Source organism: Bacillus sp. CGMCC 1.16541 (assembly GCF_003184905.1).
GTDB lineage: Bacteria > Bacillota > Bacilli > Bacillales > Bacillaceae_H > Priestia.
In genome coordinates, this window is sequence record NZ_QFRU01000008.1 from 95,511 (window position 1) to 112,431 (window position 16,921).

The 16,921-nt window shown below is 36.6% G+C and carries 17 protein-coding genes and 2 pseudogenes; 13 read left to right on the plus strand and 6 right to left on the minus strand.

Features of this window, described 5'->3' with window-relative positions:
* The first annotated feature begins 282 nt into the window (after window positions 1-282).
* Window positions 283-372, plus strand: coding sequence for a helix-turn-helix domain-containing protein (locus tag DIS06_RS20955; protein ID WP_239421823.1), 90 nt, complete (start codon window positions 283-285; stop codon window positions 370-372).
* Window positions 373-873 (plus strand): annotated as a pseudogene (locus DIS06_RS09925) (RNA-guided endonuclease TnpB family protein); the annotation flags it as partial.
* Window positions 874-1,149: 276 nt separating this feature from the next.
* Here the strand turns inward: DIS06_RS09925 and DIS06_RS09935 are convergent.
* Window positions 1,150-1,332: a YolD-like family protein gene (locus DIS06_RS09935; RefSeq protein ID WP_110113111.1), complete on the minus strand. Its 183-nt coding sequence runs from the start codon at window positions 1,330-1,332 to the stop codon at window positions 1,150-1,152.
* Window positions 1,333-1,523: 191 nt separating this feature from the next.
* The gene (locus DIS06_RS09940) at window positions 1,524-2,543 is read right to left on the minus strand and encodes a phosphotransferase (RefSeq protein WP_162595934.1); all 1,020 of its coding nucleotides are present in this window, start codon (window positions 2,541-2,543) and stop codon (window positions 1,524-1,526) included.
* Window positions 2,544-2,625: 82 nt separating this feature from the next.
* On the opposite strand from DIS06_RS09940, the gene DIS06_RS09945 reads away from it, so the two are divergent.
* The 3 genes from DIS06_RS09945 to DIS06_RS09955 are packed head-to-tail and all read left to right on the plus strand — an operon-like array spanning window position 2,626 to window position 6,308.
* Complete coding sequence (locus tag DIS06_RS09945; RefSeq protein ID WP_110113113.1) at window positions 2,626-4,137, plus strand: spore germination protein; 1,512 nt, start codon at window positions 2,626-2,628, stop codon at window positions 4,135-4,137.
* A complete protein-coding gene (locus DIS06_RS09950) occupies window positions 4,121-5,227 on the plus strand; it encodes a GerAB/ArcD/ProY family transporter (RefSeq protein ID WP_110113114.1) in 1,107 nt (368 codons plus the stop codon). Before DIS06_RS09945 ends, DIS06_RS09950 begins: the two co-directional genes overlap by 17 nt.
* Window positions 5,208-6,308 carry a Ger(x)C family spore germination protein gene (locus DIS06_RS09955; protein ID WP_162595935.1) on the plus strand — a complete coding sequence of 367 codons (1,101 nt, stop codon included), beginning with the start codon at window positions 5,208-5,210 and terminating at the stop codon, window positions 6,306-6,308. Before DIS06_RS09950 ends, DIS06_RS09955 begins: the two co-directional genes overlap by 20 nt.
* A gap of 90 nt (window positions 6,309-6,398) precedes the next feature.
* Here the strand turns inward: DIS06_RS09955 and DIS06_RS09960 are convergent, their stop codons facing one another.
* From DIS06_RS09960 to DIS06_RS09975, 4 genes are all read right to left on the minus strand, one after another.
* On the minus strand, window positions 6,399-6,623 hold the full coding sequence (locus DIS06_RS09960; RefSeq protein WP_110113116.1) for a cold-inducible protein YdjO-related protein: 225 nt from the start codon (window positions 6,621-6,623) through the stop codon (window positions 6,399-6,401).
* A 186-nt stretch (window positions 6,624-6,809) separates the two neighbouring features.
* Window positions 6,810-6,968, minus strand: a complete 159-nt coding sequence (locus DIS06_RS09965; protein WP_110113117.1) for a DUF1540 domain-containing protein — start codon at window positions 6,966-6,968, stop codon at window positions 6,810-6,812.
* 84 nt (window positions 6,969-7,052) lie between these two features.
* Window positions 7,053-8,222 carry an MFS transporter gene (locus tag DIS06_RS09970; RefSeq protein WP_110113118.1) on the minus strand — a complete coding sequence of 390 codons (1,170 nt, stop codon included), beginning with the start codon at window positions 8,220-8,222 and terminating at the stop codon, window positions 7,053-7,055.
* Between the two features lie 173 nt (window positions 8,223-8,395).
* On the minus strand, window positions 8,396-9,154 hold the full coding sequence (locus DIS06_RS09975) for a TrmB family transcriptional regulator (protein ID WP_110113119.1): 759 nt from the start codon (window positions 9,152-9,154) through the stop codon (window positions 8,396-8,398).
* Between the two features lie 114 nt (window positions 9,155-9,268).
* Here DIS06_RS09975 and DIS06_RS09980 point away from each other — a divergent pair, with 114 nt between their 5' ends.
* The 8 genes and pseudogenes from DIS06_RS09980 to DIS06_RS10015 form a co-directional block, all read left to right on the plus strand.
* Window positions 9,269-10,087: a YihY/virulence factor BrkB family protein gene (locus DIS06_RS09980; protein ID WP_110113120.1), complete on the plus strand. Its 819-nt coding sequence runs from the start codon at window positions 9,269-9,271 to the stop codon at window positions 10,085-10,087.
* A 238-nt stretch (window positions 10,088-10,325) separates the two neighbouring features.
* Complete coding sequence (locus DIS06_RS09985; protein WP_110113121.1) at window positions 10,326-10,673, plus strand: DUF2642 domain-containing protein; 348 nt, start codon at window positions 10,326-10,328, stop codon at window positions 10,671-10,673.
* A gap of 18 nt (window positions 10,674-10,691) precedes the next feature.
* Window positions 10,692-10,901: a hypothetical protein gene (locus DIS06_RS09990; protein WP_110113201.1), complete on the plus strand. Its 210-nt coding sequence runs from the start codon at window positions 10,692-10,694 to the stop codon at window positions 10,899-10,901.
* Between the two features lie 4 nt (window positions 10,902-10,905).
* Entirely contained in the window at window positions 10,906-12,444 is a 1,539-nt protein-coding gene (locus tag DIS06_RS09995; protein WP_110113122.1) for a glycosyltransferase family 2 protein, read from the plus strand.
* On the plus strand, window positions 12,434-13,660 hold the full coding sequence (locus tag DIS06_RS10000) for a nucleotide sugar dehydrogenase (protein ID WP_110113123.1): 1,227 nt from the start codon (window positions 12,434-12,436) through the stop codon (window positions 13,658-13,660). The genes DIS06_RS09995 and DIS06_RS10000 overlap by 11 nt, the downstream gene beginning before the upstream one ends.
* Window positions 13,660-15,132, plus strand: a complete 1,473-nt coding sequence (locus DIS06_RS10005; RefSeq protein ID WP_110113124.1) for a glycosyltransferase family 2 protein — start codon at window positions 13,660-13,662, stop codon at window positions 15,130-15,132. The genes DIS06_RS10000 and DIS06_RS10005 overlap by 1 nt, the downstream gene beginning before the upstream one ends.
* Window positions 15,133-15,205: 73 nt before the next feature.
* On the plus strand, window positions 15,206-15,922 hold the full coding sequence (locus DIS06_RS10010; RefSeq protein ID WP_110113125.1) for a DsbA family oxidoreductase: 717 nt from the start codon (window positions 15,206-15,208) through the stop codon (window positions 15,920-15,922).
* A gap of 240 nt (window positions 15,923-16,162) precedes the next feature.
* Window positions 16,163-16,741 (plus strand): annotated as a pseudogene (locus DIS06_RS10015) (endonuclease I family protein); the annotation flags it as partial.
* Window positions 16,742-16,921: the final 180 nt, after the last annotated feature.

Here is a 16,921-nt window from a genome sequence, read left to right on the forward strand (position 1 = left end):
GGCCAAGCCCAATGAGTAGGTGGGGGATGAATCGTCTTCGGACAAGGGATGGCTTACTTGCCCTCTCGATTGTCCGACTGTTCGAGTGCGAGTTGCAGTAAATGAAAAATAGCTTGTGTACGAGTACCAAAACCACTTTGTATATGTCGACTCTATCTAAAAAAGTCTTGGGAAATCTTAAGACAACGGATTGTGTTTCCATATCTTCACCTCTAAATGAAATGTGATATATATCCAATATGGTATAATATGTATATCTCAACGCGCCAGGAGGTGAAAGTCATGTTAGTCAATAAAGCCTATAAGTTTCGGATCTATCCTAATAAGGAACAAGAAATCTTAATCGCTAAAACAATCGGTTGTTCTCGCTAAACGGGCTCGTCTGTTGGTGTGGATGTTGGTCTGAAAGATGTTGCGATTCTTTCAACAGGTGAAGTATTTAGTAATCCTAAATGGTTTCGGAAGCTGGAAGAAACATTAGCGAAAGCACAGTGTGTTCTTTCGAGACGACAGGAATTAGCATTCAAACGAAACTGTCAACTGGAGGAAGCAAAAAACGATCAAAAGCAAAAACGCAAAGTAGCTCGCCTCCATGAGAAAATCACGAATGCAAGAACAGACTATTTGCAAAAAATCTCTACTGAAATCATCAAAAACCACGATGTAATCGGTATTGAAGATTTGCAAGTGTCAAATCTGTTGAAGAATCATAAGTTAGCGAAAGCAATTAGTGAAGTATCGTGGTCACAATTTAGAACGATGTTAGCGTACAAAGCAAAGTGGTATGGAAAACAGGTAGTCATTGTGTCTAAAACCTTTGCAAGTTCTCAATTATGTTCAATTTGTGGCTACCAAAACAAAGCCGTTTCAAGCAATGGCGAACTTAACAGGTATGAAGTATTTGCCGACTTATACAGTACAAGGAGTGCGAACATTAACAAGGGAACAGCTACAAGAAAGTGCAGAAGAATTAGTTAGAGCCGTAACAAAGTAAAAAAGCAGGGGTTTTTGAACTGCACCCTAATTGTTAGACACTGATCTAACAATTGGAGGTGCAGTTCATTCTATTCCTGCTTTTTTACGTATAGCACGTTCATCTTTGTACGAATAAAGCCGTCTTGTAAACTATCTATATGGTGGAATTTACATTCAATAAATTTCTTTTATACCAGATAAACGAACAGAGAAAACGTTTTCATTTTCATCTTTTAGTGAAAGCGTTTGCTCACTTAAGTTTAAATGATGAACACGACCTTTAATCGTTTGAAGTAAGCCATCTTTGTAATAGTTAACCGTAATCAAACCCTCTTTACGTAATGCTTTTAAAATCATCTTATAGTCTCCTCTCTGCAGGTTATTTATAATCAAGGTTGTTTAATAAGATTTCTTATAGTAAGTATATGTTCATTATATATGAAAATAGAAAGCGTTTTCATTAACTTTTTGAACAAATTGTGAAAAATGTTCAAAGTCTCTTATTTAAACGTTCACAATAAAAAAACTCCTACCGTGAGGAGCTTTTATTACTTGGGGAGTAGACAGAGCAAGGTGTTACTCAACACTTTTTCATATTTAGCTAACCAATCTATCATCTCAACCGCTTTGTTAATTTGTTTTTTCACTGTTTCTTCATCATTAATCCCATCTAAGTAACGACCAAGAAAATGAATAAATACATCGAGACGTCGCAGTGAAATTAAAAGAGGAAGAACATCAATTTCTGCTTTTGTTAGTGTTAATATGCTTCCATAACCAGATAAGAATGCAGTAGTCTTGTTCATGATTGTGTCGATGTCTGAAGCCGGATGTATAAACTCTGATAAACATACAGCTACTTCCATTACACGAAGATCATATGTGACAAATTCAAAATCTAGCACAGCCGTAACGAACGCATCTTTATTAATTAAGATATTTGATGCATTTAAGTCTCCATGTATAAGTTGGTGTGGAAGGCTCTTTAACGTAGACACGACATCTTGAAACGATTGTATGGATCTTTGAATTTTTGTAAGGTCGGATGCTTCATTAGTAAAGATATCAGACGGATCTGCACAAAAGCAAAGAACGTCTTCTAATGAACAGCTAGGATGTGTTTGGTCAAGATTGTAGTAAGGTTGATAAACAGGCTGTCGAGATACATCTAAAAGTCGAAGAGCCTTTGTTAATTGAGCCGTTACGACTCCATAAGAGTAATAATAGTTTTCGTTTTTTTGTGGATTTTGTCCATCTGCGAAATAAAACAATGCGGCTAGCTGTCCATTTGATAATACCACGATTGATTCATCTGTAATGGTTTTGTAAGGCTCAGGCGTTTTAAATGGTAGTAATAGCGCTTTTAACCTCAATAGAACATCATGTTCAAATTGAATCTTTGCGTAGTCACGATGAGATTCGTAAATTCGCAACACATAGCCCACACCATTAAGTTCAATGAAGCGCGTTGTATTATTTGCTCCGCTTTCACTTTTCCATACTTTAGGACTTTGAAAAGGAAAGAAAAACGTAAGTGCTTCTGTAATTAATTGTTGTTTATTATGCACTGTTATCCCTCCTCCCTCGGCGATTTACATATTATTTTACTTTAATGGAAACCTAATTAGCAAAGAATAAAGGTGTCGAGAAATGAAGAAAAGTGAGGTGAGTATGGTGAGTGAAAGTAATCTGTCTATTAGCATTCCTGCAACAACGAGTCTCGAAGCGAATAAACAAGAAATTACAGCCTATTTAGATAACACAGATGATTTAGGTGAGCGCAATGTCATGTATATGGGGACGAAAGGTGTATTGTTATATTTTGTGCCACTGATGGATTCAGATAAGCTAAATCAGCATATTTTAAAACCTCTACAGGTAGCCGCAAAACAACAAATCGAAGAAGCAGTGAATATTGCGTCGATTACGAAAACGAGTAATTTATATGAAGCGATTTACATGATGTGTAAAGGAGCAGCTGTTTTAATTCTTGAAGGTAATAACATTGTCTATGCAATCGATGCTGCTGCACCAGCTTCGCGACAAATTGGTCAAGCGTTGAATGAAAAAGTCGTGCGAGGTCCGCAAGAAGGATTTATCGAAAATCTAGATAAAAACGTCAATTTGATTCGACAACGCTTTTTAGATGGCAGTTTAGTAGTAAAATACATTGAAATTGGAACCATCTCAAAAACGAAAATTGCTTTGTTGTATGTGAAAGGAATTACAAATAAACAGTTAGTTGAAGAAGTAATGAAGCGATTACAACTAATGGATGTTGATGCTGTAGATTCAGAAGGAATGATTGAAGAAGCATTAGAAGAATCACCTTACTCACCGTTCCCGCAACTACTTAGTACAGAGCGACCAGACCGAGTAATTGGAAATTTATTAGAAGGAAGAGTTGCGATAATTATGACAGGAAGCTCGTCAGCTATTATTGCGCCTGTAAACTTTTTTTCCTTTTATCAATCACCTGAAGACTATAACACAAGATCCATTTACGGATCATTTTTTCGGTTAATTCGCGTTTTTAGCTTTTTTGTCGCGATGAGTTTACCAGCTCTTTATATCGCAACCATTTCATTTCATTACGAACTCATTCCAGTCGACTTGATTTCAACCGTTAAAGGCTCTCTTGAAAACGTACCATTTCCGCCACTCATTGAAGCTTTCATCATGGTTATTATTCTTGAACTATTAAAAGAAGCTTCCCTACGGTTACCATCATCCATTGCTCAAACAATTGGTGTAGTAGGAGGGTTAGTGATTGGGACGGCTATTGTAGAAGCAAGTCTTGTTTCAAACATGATGATTATTGTCATTGCACTAACAGCCATTTCGTCATTTGTTGTGCCATCAAATGAGATGAGTACAGCATTACGGTTGTTAAGTTTTCCAATGATGCTAGGTGCAGCTTTGTTTGGGTATTTAGGAATTGTATTAGTGCTTGTTCTAATTACGATGCATCTTATCACGCTAAAATCAATTTTCACTCCTTATTTAATTCCTCTTGCACCAATGAGGCTTTCAAATTTAAAAGATGTATTCATTCGCATTCATGAGATGTATATGAATAAGCGACCATTAGGTTCGAGGCCTCAAAAACTTCGAAGACAAATGGCGATAAGGGATTGGAAACAGAATGAACCAGACAACTAATCTAATTAATAAAAGTCAATTGTTTTTCTTAATTTTACAAACGCAAATCGGTATTGGAATTCTAGCTCTTCCTTACAACATGTTTAAAATTGCAAAAACAGATGGATGGCTTTCAATTATCGTAGCAGGGGGAATTGTACAAATCCTAGCAATTACTCATTGGTTATTAACACATCGTCTGCCAAAGAAGACATTATTTGAAATGAATGTAGTATTACTTGGGCGATATGTTGGGAATGCGTTAAATGTAGGGTATGTTTTTTATTATGTGATTGTATCGAGTGTCATTACAAGTCTATATGTGAACGTACTAAAAAGGTGGGTTTATCACGTAACACCTGTCTTTATCCTTGTTTTATTATTAGCGATTGTTGCGTTGTACTTCTCAAAAGAAAATGTTCGCAATATTGCACGTTTTTTTGTATTAGTGTCTGTTTTACTTGTCATCATTTTTATCTTACTGTTAAGTGCTTATACAACAGCTGATATTCGTTATTTATTCCCACTTGGTCAGCAAGGGCTAAAGTCAATTGTGTTAGCGTCCAAAGATGGTGTCATTGCCATGCTCGGGTTTGAAATCATTTTAATTATCGCTCCGTTTGTTCAAGCAAAATCGAAAGATACATTAAAGATGGTTTCGTTAAGCAATATAGTTGTTACACTTTTATATGTCTATATTATTGTCACATGCTATTTCTTCTTTAGCCCTGATGAAATGCCCATCGTTCCAGAACCAGTTCTATATGTATTAAAAGCATCTACATTTTCATTTGTTGAGCGTGTCGATCTCGTATTTTTAACTTTATGGATTGTGTCCGTTATTACCTCTTTAATTATGTACGTGTTCATTGCGGGAATGGGTATGAAAACTTTATTAAAAAAGAAAACTCATCGTCCCTTTATTCCTTTAGTCGTGATTGGTGTCATTCTTTTATCAAATTACTTTGCTAGCACCGATGATTTGCTTGCTTTATTATCAAAGGTTGCTACAACATGTGCATATTTCTTTATTGGCGTTATACCTATTCTTTTATTGCTTGTTTCATTTATTCGAAAAGGAGTCACAAAACATGAAACAAACAAGAGTTAGTTGCCTACTTATTGTATTGTTTTTAACAGGTTGCTGGGATCAAAGGGTATTAAAAGACACCGTTTTTATGTCAACAGTAGCATATGAGAAGACGGGGGATAATCAAATTCAAGAGACCGTCTCTGTTCATTCATATGTGACAAAGGAAAACCAGCCCATTAACAAAGTGTTTACCGTTACGGGTGGTTCTCCAAGGCAAGGAAGGATGGAATTGAATCAACAAATATCCGGATCACTAATGTCAGCGAAAGTACGGGTCATTTTAGTACAAGATGAATTGGCAAGAGAGGGAATGTTAGAGATTTCAGATGTGTTATATCGGACACCAGAAAGTCCATTAAGCGCAAAGTATGCAATTGTTCAAGGAAGTCCTAGTGAGATTATTAACCTGCAAAGAGTAGGAGAAGAATTGATTGGAGAGTATTTATCTGGTATCGTTCGCACGGCTGAGCAATCTTCTGCTGTTCCAATTGAAACCATTCAAACCATTTGTACGGTTTTATTTGATCCGGGAAAAGGACTAGCACTTCCTTATCTACGCTTAAATGAGCAAAATCAATCGGCTGATATTATCGGAACGGCATTATTTGATGGCGATCAATTTTCTGGTGTTACGTTAAATACGGTTCAGTCAGCAATGCTTCTGCTTCTTGCTGATCGGAAAGCAAAATATATGATGATGAGTGATTATGTGACGGTTGATGGTCAAAAAAATGTCGTTTCTTACGATATTATAGGTTCAAAGTCGAAATTAAAAATAAAAATGGACTCAGTTAATATTATATCTGTGACGGTTCCTACAAAGGTAAAAGTTGAAATAAGTGAATTTACGCATAATCAGCTAACACAAAAAAAAGTAAAAAAAGTAGAAAAGAAATTAGAAGCCATTTTACAGAAGCGAGCTGAAAACGTAGTCAACAAACTTCAAGAAGCGAATTGTGATTTTTTAGAAATTGGTCGAGAGTTAATGGCTTACTATCCGAAGGAATGGAAACAGCTTGATTGGAAGAAAGATTACGGAGAAATATCGATTAAGCCTGAAGTGTCAGTGGAGATTATCCATAAAGGTGTGATTAATTAAACTTATGTTTATGTATCTTCAAAAGTAAATAAGAGGTTAAATCAAAAGGAATAACCTCTTGACTCAACCTCTTATTAAGAGAATGATTGATTATTTTGCATTACTTGGTGTAGCTTTTGTATATGGAGCGGTATTTGGTAGGTTATTAATGAAGCGAGTGCCGCTTTTCATGTCACTTTTGCAGAAAGGACATTGAACAGAATCCCCGATTGAGAAATTTTTTCTCATCCATCCGTTACAATCATCTTTCGTACATTCCAATGTGTCAATATGTTCTTCTGGTAAAGGTTCTACGCGTTTATTATAGTAAGACAATGCGTCACTTCCTTGTTCGGATTTATCATTCCTTTCTATTATCTCATACTTTGTGACTTTTTCCTAAGGTTATCTTTTAAAAGAGCGTATTAAATTTAATACAAAGGAATTGAATAATAATGATAATTATTATCAATAATAGTAAATGAAAAGACCACCATGTCAGTGGTGGCCTTAAGTAGAATATTAAAGTCCGCTTGGTTCAAATGTTTTGCAATCTGTTTCTTGACTTGTTTCAGCTTTATTTCCACGGTGGCTGACAACAAAAATTTCAGAAGCTCCACATTGTTTTCCATTTTTGTTATGAACGCAGTTTGCTACTTCGCATAATACATCTTGTGCCATTGTCTATTCCTCCTTTAAAAGTTGTGTGCCACTCCCTATTTACAAGAGGGCAGTTTCACTCTATTAGAATAGACAAAAATCCACTTATTCATTCACATTGACCGCACTTCTTACAGAAGACGTACGAGTAGACACAAGGATTGACAGCAAGGCTCCTAAAATAAGCGCGGAACCAGCCCAACTATTATAAAGCACGGAGCTGTTATGAATAATGATCCCTCCGATATAAGAACCGAGAGCAATTCCTAGGTGGCTAATCGATGAATTAGTACTAATTAAGATATCGGATGTGTTAGGTGCACTTTGGATAATATAATTATTTAAAGCTGGGGAAATGGCCCAGCTAAGTGAACTCCATATAACCATTACGATTAAAAATAAAAAGAATGGGAGCTTTACGCTAAATGGAATTGAGATCATGATGAGAAAGAACGCACTTGTCATCATTGTAATCGATGACTGTGGTGTCCACTTGTCAGAAGCCCAACCTCCAACACCTCCTCCAATGACTGCAGCCACTCCAAAAATAGCGTACACAATGGTAATCGTTGTTGAACTTAGCCCTAACGTTGTTTTTAGAAACGGTGTAAAGTATGCATAAAGTGTTAAGTGTCCTGCTAGTATAAAGAAAGTCGTCAAATGAATCGCGATTATTTTTGTATTTCTTAATGCTTGTAATTGTTTTTTTAGTGGAACAACAGGAGCAGGAGCTAATCGTTCCATTGAAATGATAACAGCGAGTAGAATACATGCTGTTAAGACCGCAATTACCACAAACACTTCTCGCCAGCCGAACGTGTTGCCAACATAAATCCCCATGGGTATCCCTAAAACAAGCGAAGCACTAATACCCATAAATACAATTCCAAGTGCTCGCCCTTGATATTCAGGCTTTACAATGCGAGCGGCTATCGTTGTTGACAAAACAATTAAAAACGAACCACTAATGGCAGCAAATACACGAGAAAGTAAAAGCATAGAATAAGACATACTGAATGCAGAGAGCACATTACTTAACAAAAAGAAAGTAAGTGTCCAACTATATACTTTTTTACGTTCTATTTTTGCGGTTATATTTAATAAAATTGGAGCAGCGATTGCGAATACAATCGAATAAATCGAAATCAGATAGCCTGCTTGTGAAATCGATACATCAAATGCACTTGCAATGACATCCAAAATCCCTCCGAGAATGAGTTCAACCGTTCCAACGACAAAGGAAGCAACTGCAAGTATGTATACTTTTTTATTCATATTTTAACCCCCTTTATCAAAGTTACAACTGTGATAGTAACCTATAATTATTTTCTTGACAAGGTCCTTTTTTATAAAAAGAGGGTGGTAACCTTTTCATTTTTTGTTTTATACAAAAAATAGAACATGTAACACTCTATCTAAAGAATAGATAGGGCTGTTACGTGTTCTATTTAATAACGCAAGCGCGTTAACAACCGTTTCGTTTTTTCATCTTGAAGTAGCTGTTTTTGATGTTTTTCGGTAATATGAGTCAAGGCAACATCATGGTAAAAGAAATCTGTGAAAAATTTGACGAATGGCTGTGATTCGGTTTTAATCGCTTTCCACGTATGGTTGTCAATACCTGCAAATAAAATGATGCGCTCGTCTACACTAATAAGTTGAGATGGCTCTAACTGCTTATGATCTTGATGAGGATGCAACGTATGAACGTTCTTAAGGACGGGGTGGATGTCTCCAATCACAAGTGCTTCCACATCAACACCTTCTTTTTCTTTCTGTTGTAAAAGTGGCAAAAGCCTCTCAATCTCTTCTTGCCATAAAGAGATGATAATAGATTGTTTAGCTTCGTGTATAAGTGCTTCTATTTCCGAAATAATGGATTGATAATCTTTTAATGACCAAATACGATCATCTGTTGTGACGCTTTTAGGAGTAAATGATTTGAGCTCCTCGATATCTTGTTTAAATTCAGTAGTTAATTTTTGAATAATTGTATCAAGTGGTACAGCTTTATATAATTTTTTCTTACCTGACATCGTTGTCAGTATAATCCCTTTATCGCCTAGTCGGTTCAACACTTCGTAGATTTTTGCTTTCGGCACGTTAGATGTGTGAACGATTGAACTAGCATCGAGTGGCTGAGCACTTGATAACAGCGCTTCATATACTTGACTTTCATATTGTGAAAATCCAAACTTTTGTAACATAAAACCTCCTCAAAAAGACTTAATTTGAACAAAAATGTTTAAAATCATGTACGTTGTATATATATAGTTATTATAACACGGTCAAAGTAGGGGTGTTTATTAAAGGAGAGAACGATGATTCAAATTGTAAAAATCATTACACAACGCTTTTTTGTAGAGCGCTTTTTTGACCAAGCTGCTCAAATGGCTTATTACTTTCTATTATCATTTGTTCCATTTTTAATTTTTCTTTTTTCATTACTAAGTTTTTTTCCAGTTGATACAACGCAAGTGCTGACAGTTATTGAACCATTCGCTCCAGCTAGTGCGTATCGACTCATTGAGAATTCCATTGGTTCTATTTTAAATCAAGAAGGAAAAACGGTTTTATCATTCAGCTTACTCGCAACGTTTTGGTTAGCATCTATGGCGATTCAATCACTGGTGAGGTCAATGAATGATGCGTATCAAATAAAAAGAAGCAAACCATTTTTTTATATTGTAATAAATGATCTTATTTTAACATTCGGCTTTATGGTTATTGTTGCTCTTTCACTACTTGTTCCGATTGGAGAAGAAGTGATTCGTCATTTTGTCATGGATAAAATTGATCTTCCTTCATCATGGTATCAAACATGGTTTCTTGTAAAGTGGGGGATGGGGACATTATTTTTACTACTATTTTTTATGCTCTTATATATGTTAGTACCGAGCGCTACTTTAAAATGGAGAGAGGTTATTCCGGGTGCTATTTTTGCAACGATTGGGTGGCAAGGAATCTCAACGGGCTTTTCGTATTATGTTCAGTTTGGAAGTTACTCTGAAATCTATGGACAACTTGGAAGTATCATTATCTTGATGGTTTGGTTTTATTTAACAGCCACCGTATTGTTAATTGGTGGGTTATTAAATGCTAGTGTTTATATTCAACGGCACCGTGTATCACGTTCCTAGTACGAGATGAATAAAATGACGGAATTTAATTGAATAACATGTATCGAAACTCTTGCTTACTTCTACTAGTGGTTCGTAGATGTCTAGCAAGAGTTTTATTTTCGAGAAAAATCTATCTCTAGTAGGATGGAAATTGTAGACAAAATGAGAGATTTGTTCTAGTACCAACTAAGGATCTTCTGTATATATTGATAGAGTGGCTAGAAAGAGTCATGACTAAGAAAAAGGAGATCAAGATATGTTTTATTGTTGGTACAAATCGTTGTTACATCGTATTGAACAACTGCTTTTTTCAGCAAAATTTGGAAAATGGATTCAAAAAAGAGTAAAACGGGTGGTTGAAGAGGTTTTATTTTCAGATGAATTTCGATCCTATTTAATAACAATCATTCAAGAAGCTAAGAAATCTCCATTTAAGGACATTGCAGAGCAGTACATTGGAGAGCAAGTAGAGATTAATACAACCGCTGGATTGGTACGTGGAATGATTTTAACAGTCGATGATGACTACTTAACAGTGAATGAATCAGTGAATACAACCGTCATTATTCCATTTAGAAGTATCGTCAGCATTCGAAGAGATTAAATGAAAGGAGAAGAAGAGATGTTTCAAGAAGAATTAAGGCACAATATAGGCTTGTTTACGCAAGTCGTTACACCACTAGAAATTGTAGCAGGGATTTTATTAGCTGTTACTCAAAGTGCCGTTATTGTCAGAGCATCAAGTACACCATCCTATGGACCAACTGAAGATATTACAATCGCCATTGACGCGATTTCTTACGTTCGAGTTATTGAAAATGAAGGAGAATAAAGGCATGAAAGTATCAATTATTATCCCTGCTTGCAATGAGGAGAAGGTGTTACCTTTGATTTTAGAAGAAGTGAAAAAGCTTCAACCTTACGAGATAATCGTAATCGTAAACGGCTCAACGGATCAAACGAAAGAGATTGCAGAGAAATTTGGGTGTCGCGTCATTAACTACGTAGAGCCTCTTGGGTTAAACGTTGGACGAGCCATCGGTGCAAAAGCAGCAAAAGGAGATATTCTATTATTTACTGATGGTGACATTCCTATTGCGCACACCGAATTATTGCCTTTTATACAATCAATTGAAGAGGGGAACGATCTCGCTTTAAATGATTTAACATGGACACTTCAACGGAAAATTCGCCCTCACCCTGTGGCTGTTGCGAAATATGCAATGAATCTATTTTGTAAAAGAGAAGACTTGTGTGTACAAGCATTAACGGCTATTCCCCATGCTATGAAAAAGTCAGCAGCCCAAGCCATTGGATACGAGTATTTAGTCAATCCACCACTTGCACAGATGGTAGCCATGCTTCAAGGTATGTCTATTATCGCTCCTTGTTCAGTAGATGTTATTTACACAAATCGTATTCGTAACACTCACAAAGAAATTCCTTCAAACTCTCCATTCCCTCTATCAACGACTAGTATTCTTGGTGATCATCTTGAAGCAATTGGCTATCTTGTTCAACAAAACGGTTCTCGTGGTGGTTTAACAGATGGAGCAAGAGACCGATCATTTTTACCAAGAATTCAGCCAATCATTCCTGCTAAAAAGAATATTCATTACAGCGCGGTTATTCCGTTATACAACGAAAAAGAAACAATCGAAGCCGTTATTAAAGAAGTAAAAAAAGCGGGAGTAGAAGAAATTATTGTAGTGGCAAATGGTGCTGATGAAGATACCATTAACGTAGTAAAGAAAGCAAATGCCATTCTTTTGCAGTTTCCAGATAAGCTTGGTCATAATGTACCAAGGGCACTTGGCGCGATGTATAGTTCAGGTGAGGTATGCTTATTTGTTGATGCAGACATTGTGATTGTAGCTGAGCAGCTTTTACCATTTTTACAAGCCGTAGATAATGGCGTAGATGTAGCTTTAAACGATTTAGAGGGGTTGCTAGATCAGGTTCATCCACTTCACTCCGTCAGTGCAGCGAAATACTTGTTAAATATAGCGACAAAGCGGCCAGGTTTAACGATTAACACACTAACCGCCATTCCACACGCAATGAGTCGTCGTGTTATGGAATCGGTTGGATATGACTCACTTATTGTTCCTCCACTTGCTCAAGTAAAAGCTACCTTAGAGAAGTTTACTGTCCAACCTATTCAATTTGTTGATGTCATTAAAACAAACCGAATTCGGAAGGAGCATAAAAAAGTAAATGGGTTAGCACCTTCTACAGAACGAATTTTAGGAGATTACGTAGAGGCAATTGCTTATTTAATTGAGCAAACAAATGCGCGTGGAGACTTTACAGAAAAAGAGAAAAGAATGGACATCCTTCATCAATTTCTTGCAGGTGAGCAACATGGGAATTAAAAAGAAACAAGTGACTGTGATTGGACTGGGGTATGTTGGATTACCACTAGCTCTCCTTTTTGCGAAAAAAGGGTACGATGTGATTGGAATTGATACAGATGATGAAAAGGTGACAAGTCTTCAAAACGCCATTAGCTACATTCCGGATGTTTCAACATCAGAGTTAACCACAACTACAACATTTCAAGCCGTGGTTCCATATAAAGGAATTGGTGCATTAAAAGAAAGTGAATATATCATCGTAACCGTGCCAACTCCAATCATTAACGAAGATGAACCAGACTTACGTGCGTTGATCGCAGCTTCTCATTACATTAAAAAGCACCTTCAACCAGGTCAAACTGTTATTTATGAAAGTTCAACTTACCCAGGGACATTAGAGGAGGTGGTTATGCCTATTTTAGCTCAAGGGCGATTTACTGTTGGAGTTGATTTTCACCTATCATACTCTCCTGAGAGAATTGATCCTGCAAATAAACAGTTTAACATTGAGGTAATTCCAAAAGTAGTAAGTGGTCAAACAGTTCACTGTTTAGAAAAAGTTGTTCACTTTTATGGGTCTGTTTTTCAAAAAGTAGTTCCTGTTTCATCTCCTAAAATCGCAGAGATGTGCAAGTTATTTGAAAATATTCAGCGTCTTGTCAATATCTCACTAGTAAACGAAACTTCTATATTGTGTAAAAAGATGAATATTGACTTTTATGAGGTGTTAAAAGCGGCAGAGACAAAACCGTTTGGCTTTACCGCTTATTGGCCGGGCCCTGGAATCGGGGGTCACTGCATACCTGTTGATCCTATCTATTTCTTATGGAAACTGAAACAACATGGATTAACAAGTGAGTTGATTGAAGTTGCTCATTCTATTAACAAGCAGATGCCTCATGAAATTGTCGATGAAGTAAAAGCGAAAATCATAAAAGGAAAAGTGTTAGTAATTGGCTTGACGTATAAAAAAGATGTAAACGACATTCGGGAGTCTCCAGCGATCGAAATTTGTGAACAACTCATTCATGAAGGTTACTTCCTTACGTATCACGATCCGCTTGTTAACTATGCAAAGTTAAACAATAAAACGTATCATTCAGTCGACTTAACAGAAGAAGTAATCAAACAACACGATCTTGTGTTGATTTTAACCGATCATACATCAGTCGATTGGGACCTTGTTAAATTATCTCCTGTAACAATTGACCCTCGAAATGTGTTGAAGCAGTAATGAAAAAACTATCTGTTCTTCTTTTCGCTCCGAACGAACATATCTCTCAAGAGTTGCTTCTCCATGTACGTGCATTACATTCAGTTGAAGTAAAGGTGATAACGAATGATAGTCGTCTTACTTTTGTAGATGAAGATGAAATGGTTAGAAAGGACGGACTGAGTGAGCATGAAGCGTTCATGCAAACCATTTCCACAACTAGCGGAGAAGTGCTTTTATTCCTAGATGCAACTATGTATATGTCATTGTCTCAGCTTCAACAATTTCTAAATCCAGTGTTGTATGGTGGAAGTGATGTAGCATTGAATAAGTGGTCTCAAAAAGTCGATGATTCATTAAAAGTCGAGTATGTATGGAGTTATGTTTTTCATGACATGATGAAACGACCTGTTCATGAAACAAATGCTTATTTGTCCGTTCCCTTTGCATGTAAGCGAGATGTATTAGTCTCCTTGCCTCATTATGTTCTCTGTAACCCTGTCGCTGTTTATCACTCTTTTTACGAAAAGAAGTGGAAAGTGAGTTGTTATCTTTCAATCGATCCTTGTTCTTCTTTGTGCTATAAAAAACATGGAGAACACCGTTTTAAGCAATCTAGTTATGAACAGCAAATGGTAACGGATTATTTTCGTTTTCTCCAACCTCAATTTTTCACTGGCGGTGCCCGTCTTCACTATCAACATCCAAACAGAAAGATGCAGTTATTAGAGGATGAACAAAAATTCACTGTTCATTATGGGTGGGGGAAGCGTACTACTCGATACGGAGGAAAACAAGTTTCTGTGATTATTCCAGCTAAAAACGAAGAAAAACTCATTTCATCACTCATACAAGAATTACGCAGACTCGAACCGCTTGAAATTATTGTCGTGGTAAATGGTTCAAGAGATCAAACAGAGCTATATGCAAAAGAAGGTGGCGCAACCACTGTTGTATTCGAAGAAGCACTAGGTCATGATGTAGGTAGAGCGATAGGAGCGCAGCATGCCAAAGGTGATATTTTGTTATTTGTAGATGGCGATCTGTTTTTATATGCACAACAATTACTTCCTTTTATTAAAGCAATAGAGTCTGGAGTAGATGTAGCGCTTAACGACTTAAATGATTTAATGGACACGTCCATTCAAGATCATATTGTTAGCGCTTGGAAGTATGCATTAAATAGTGCATTAAATAGAAAAGATTTAAAGATGAGTTCATTAACAGCCGTTCCTCACGCAATAAGTCGAACGTGTCTTGAAAAGATAGGCTGGAAAACACTTGCTATACCTTGTGTTGCGTATGCAAAAGCTGTACAGCAAGGTTTTGACGTTGAAGTAGTGAGACGTATTGATGTTGATCGCATGAATAAAATACGGCCTCATCTTCATTTTTCTCAAACAGGGCACGCGCCGCTTACTGAGCTCATTATTGGAGATCATCTTGAGGCAATTCATTATCTTATGCACTCCGTTTCGCTGTTTATTGAATGAGCAATTTAGTATTCAGTCTCATCTTTGCTATGCTACACTGAGACATATCTACTAACATAAATGAGGTGTCGAAGTGAAAATTGAAATTTGGTCTGACTATGCTTGTCCGTTTTGTTACATTGGAAAGCGTCGATTAGAAGAAGCATTGTCTCAGTTTCCGCATAAGGAAGATGTAGAAGTGGTATTTAAAGCATTTGAACTAGATCCCAATGCACCAAGAGATACAGATCTAACTATCCACGAATTATTAGCAAAAAAATATGGTACCTCCGTTGAAGAGGCAAAAAAAATGAGTGAAAGTGTTGGTGCACAAGCAACATCAGTCGGCTTAGATTTTAAGTTTGACACGGTTGTGCCAACTAATACGTTAGATGCTCATCGCCTTGCTAAGTTTTCTGAAACAAAAGGAAAAGAGAAAGAAACGACTGAGCGACTATTGAGAGCTTATTTTACAGAATCAAAACATATTGGAGACCGCGAGACACTTGCTGATTTAGCGGTAGAAGCAGGACTTAACCGAAATGAAGTCTTAGACCTATTAAATAGCGATGCTTTTACAGAAGAAGTACGTGTAGATGAGAGTGAAGCACAAGCAATTGGTGTACAAGGTGTACCGTTTTTTGTTGTTAATCGCAAATATGCTATTTCAGGAGCCCAACCAGCGGATGTGTTTGCGGGTGCATTACAAAAAGTTTGGGAAGAAGAGAAAGCTGAATCTGTGTTGCAGCCGTTAGGAGAACAAGGTACAACATGTACCGATGAGCAATGTGACATTCCAGAGTCTAAGTGAAAACTTATAAAGGAAACCATCCATCTTCTCTTAGTGGACGGTTTCTTTTTTTTGTGACTAAAGAGGGTTAGACAGTGTAGTCAACCGCTTTTTTTATAGATAACCTAATTAATAATTGTTATTATATGGAATGTATTCGTGAGTATCTTCCTCTTTTTTTAGAACTTTCATTTATTTACAAAAAATTAAAATAATAGATACATTTTTACGATATGATGAAGCGGAAAGAAGCGATCATGAAAGTCGCTTCGACAAACGGATGAAGATCCTAACAACTCTAACAATGTACTGTTGTTATACACAGGTCGTTCTCAAAGTAAGTTTACAAATGGTGGCACGGTGAATGATTGGAATCGCGAACATGTTTGGGCAAAATCACACGGTGATTTCGGAACAGTACGTGGTCCAGGAACAGATCTTCATCATTTGCGCCCAACAGATGTATCTGTAAACAGTTCAAGAGGGAATTTAGATTTTGACAATGGTGGAACTCAGCATACAGAAGCGTTGGGAATTTATTATGATTCTGATTCTTGGGAGCCTCGTGACGAAGTAAAAGGCGACGTTGCACGTATGTTGTTTTACATGGCTGTTCGTTATGAAGGAGACGGTGGTGAAGTAGATTTAGAACTTAATAACTACGTGAATAACGGTACGGCTCCTTATCATGGGAAGTTATCCGTTTTACTTGAATGGCATCGCCAAGACCCTGTCGATAACTTTGAACGTCGACGAAATGACATTATTTATCAACAGTATCAATTCAACCGTAATCCATTTATTGATCATCCTGAGTGGGTAGAAGCAATCTGGCAATAAGAAATGATAAAATAAGTAAATGGATATCTATTCATTACTATTACTATTACTATTACTAGATTTTGTAGACAAGGAATCATAGTCTCTGAGTCAAAGAGAGGCTAGGATATAAGTGTTTCAGTTGATAAGATATCCGAACTATTTTGAGTTATATACTCTTGATAATTTAGATATTTATGG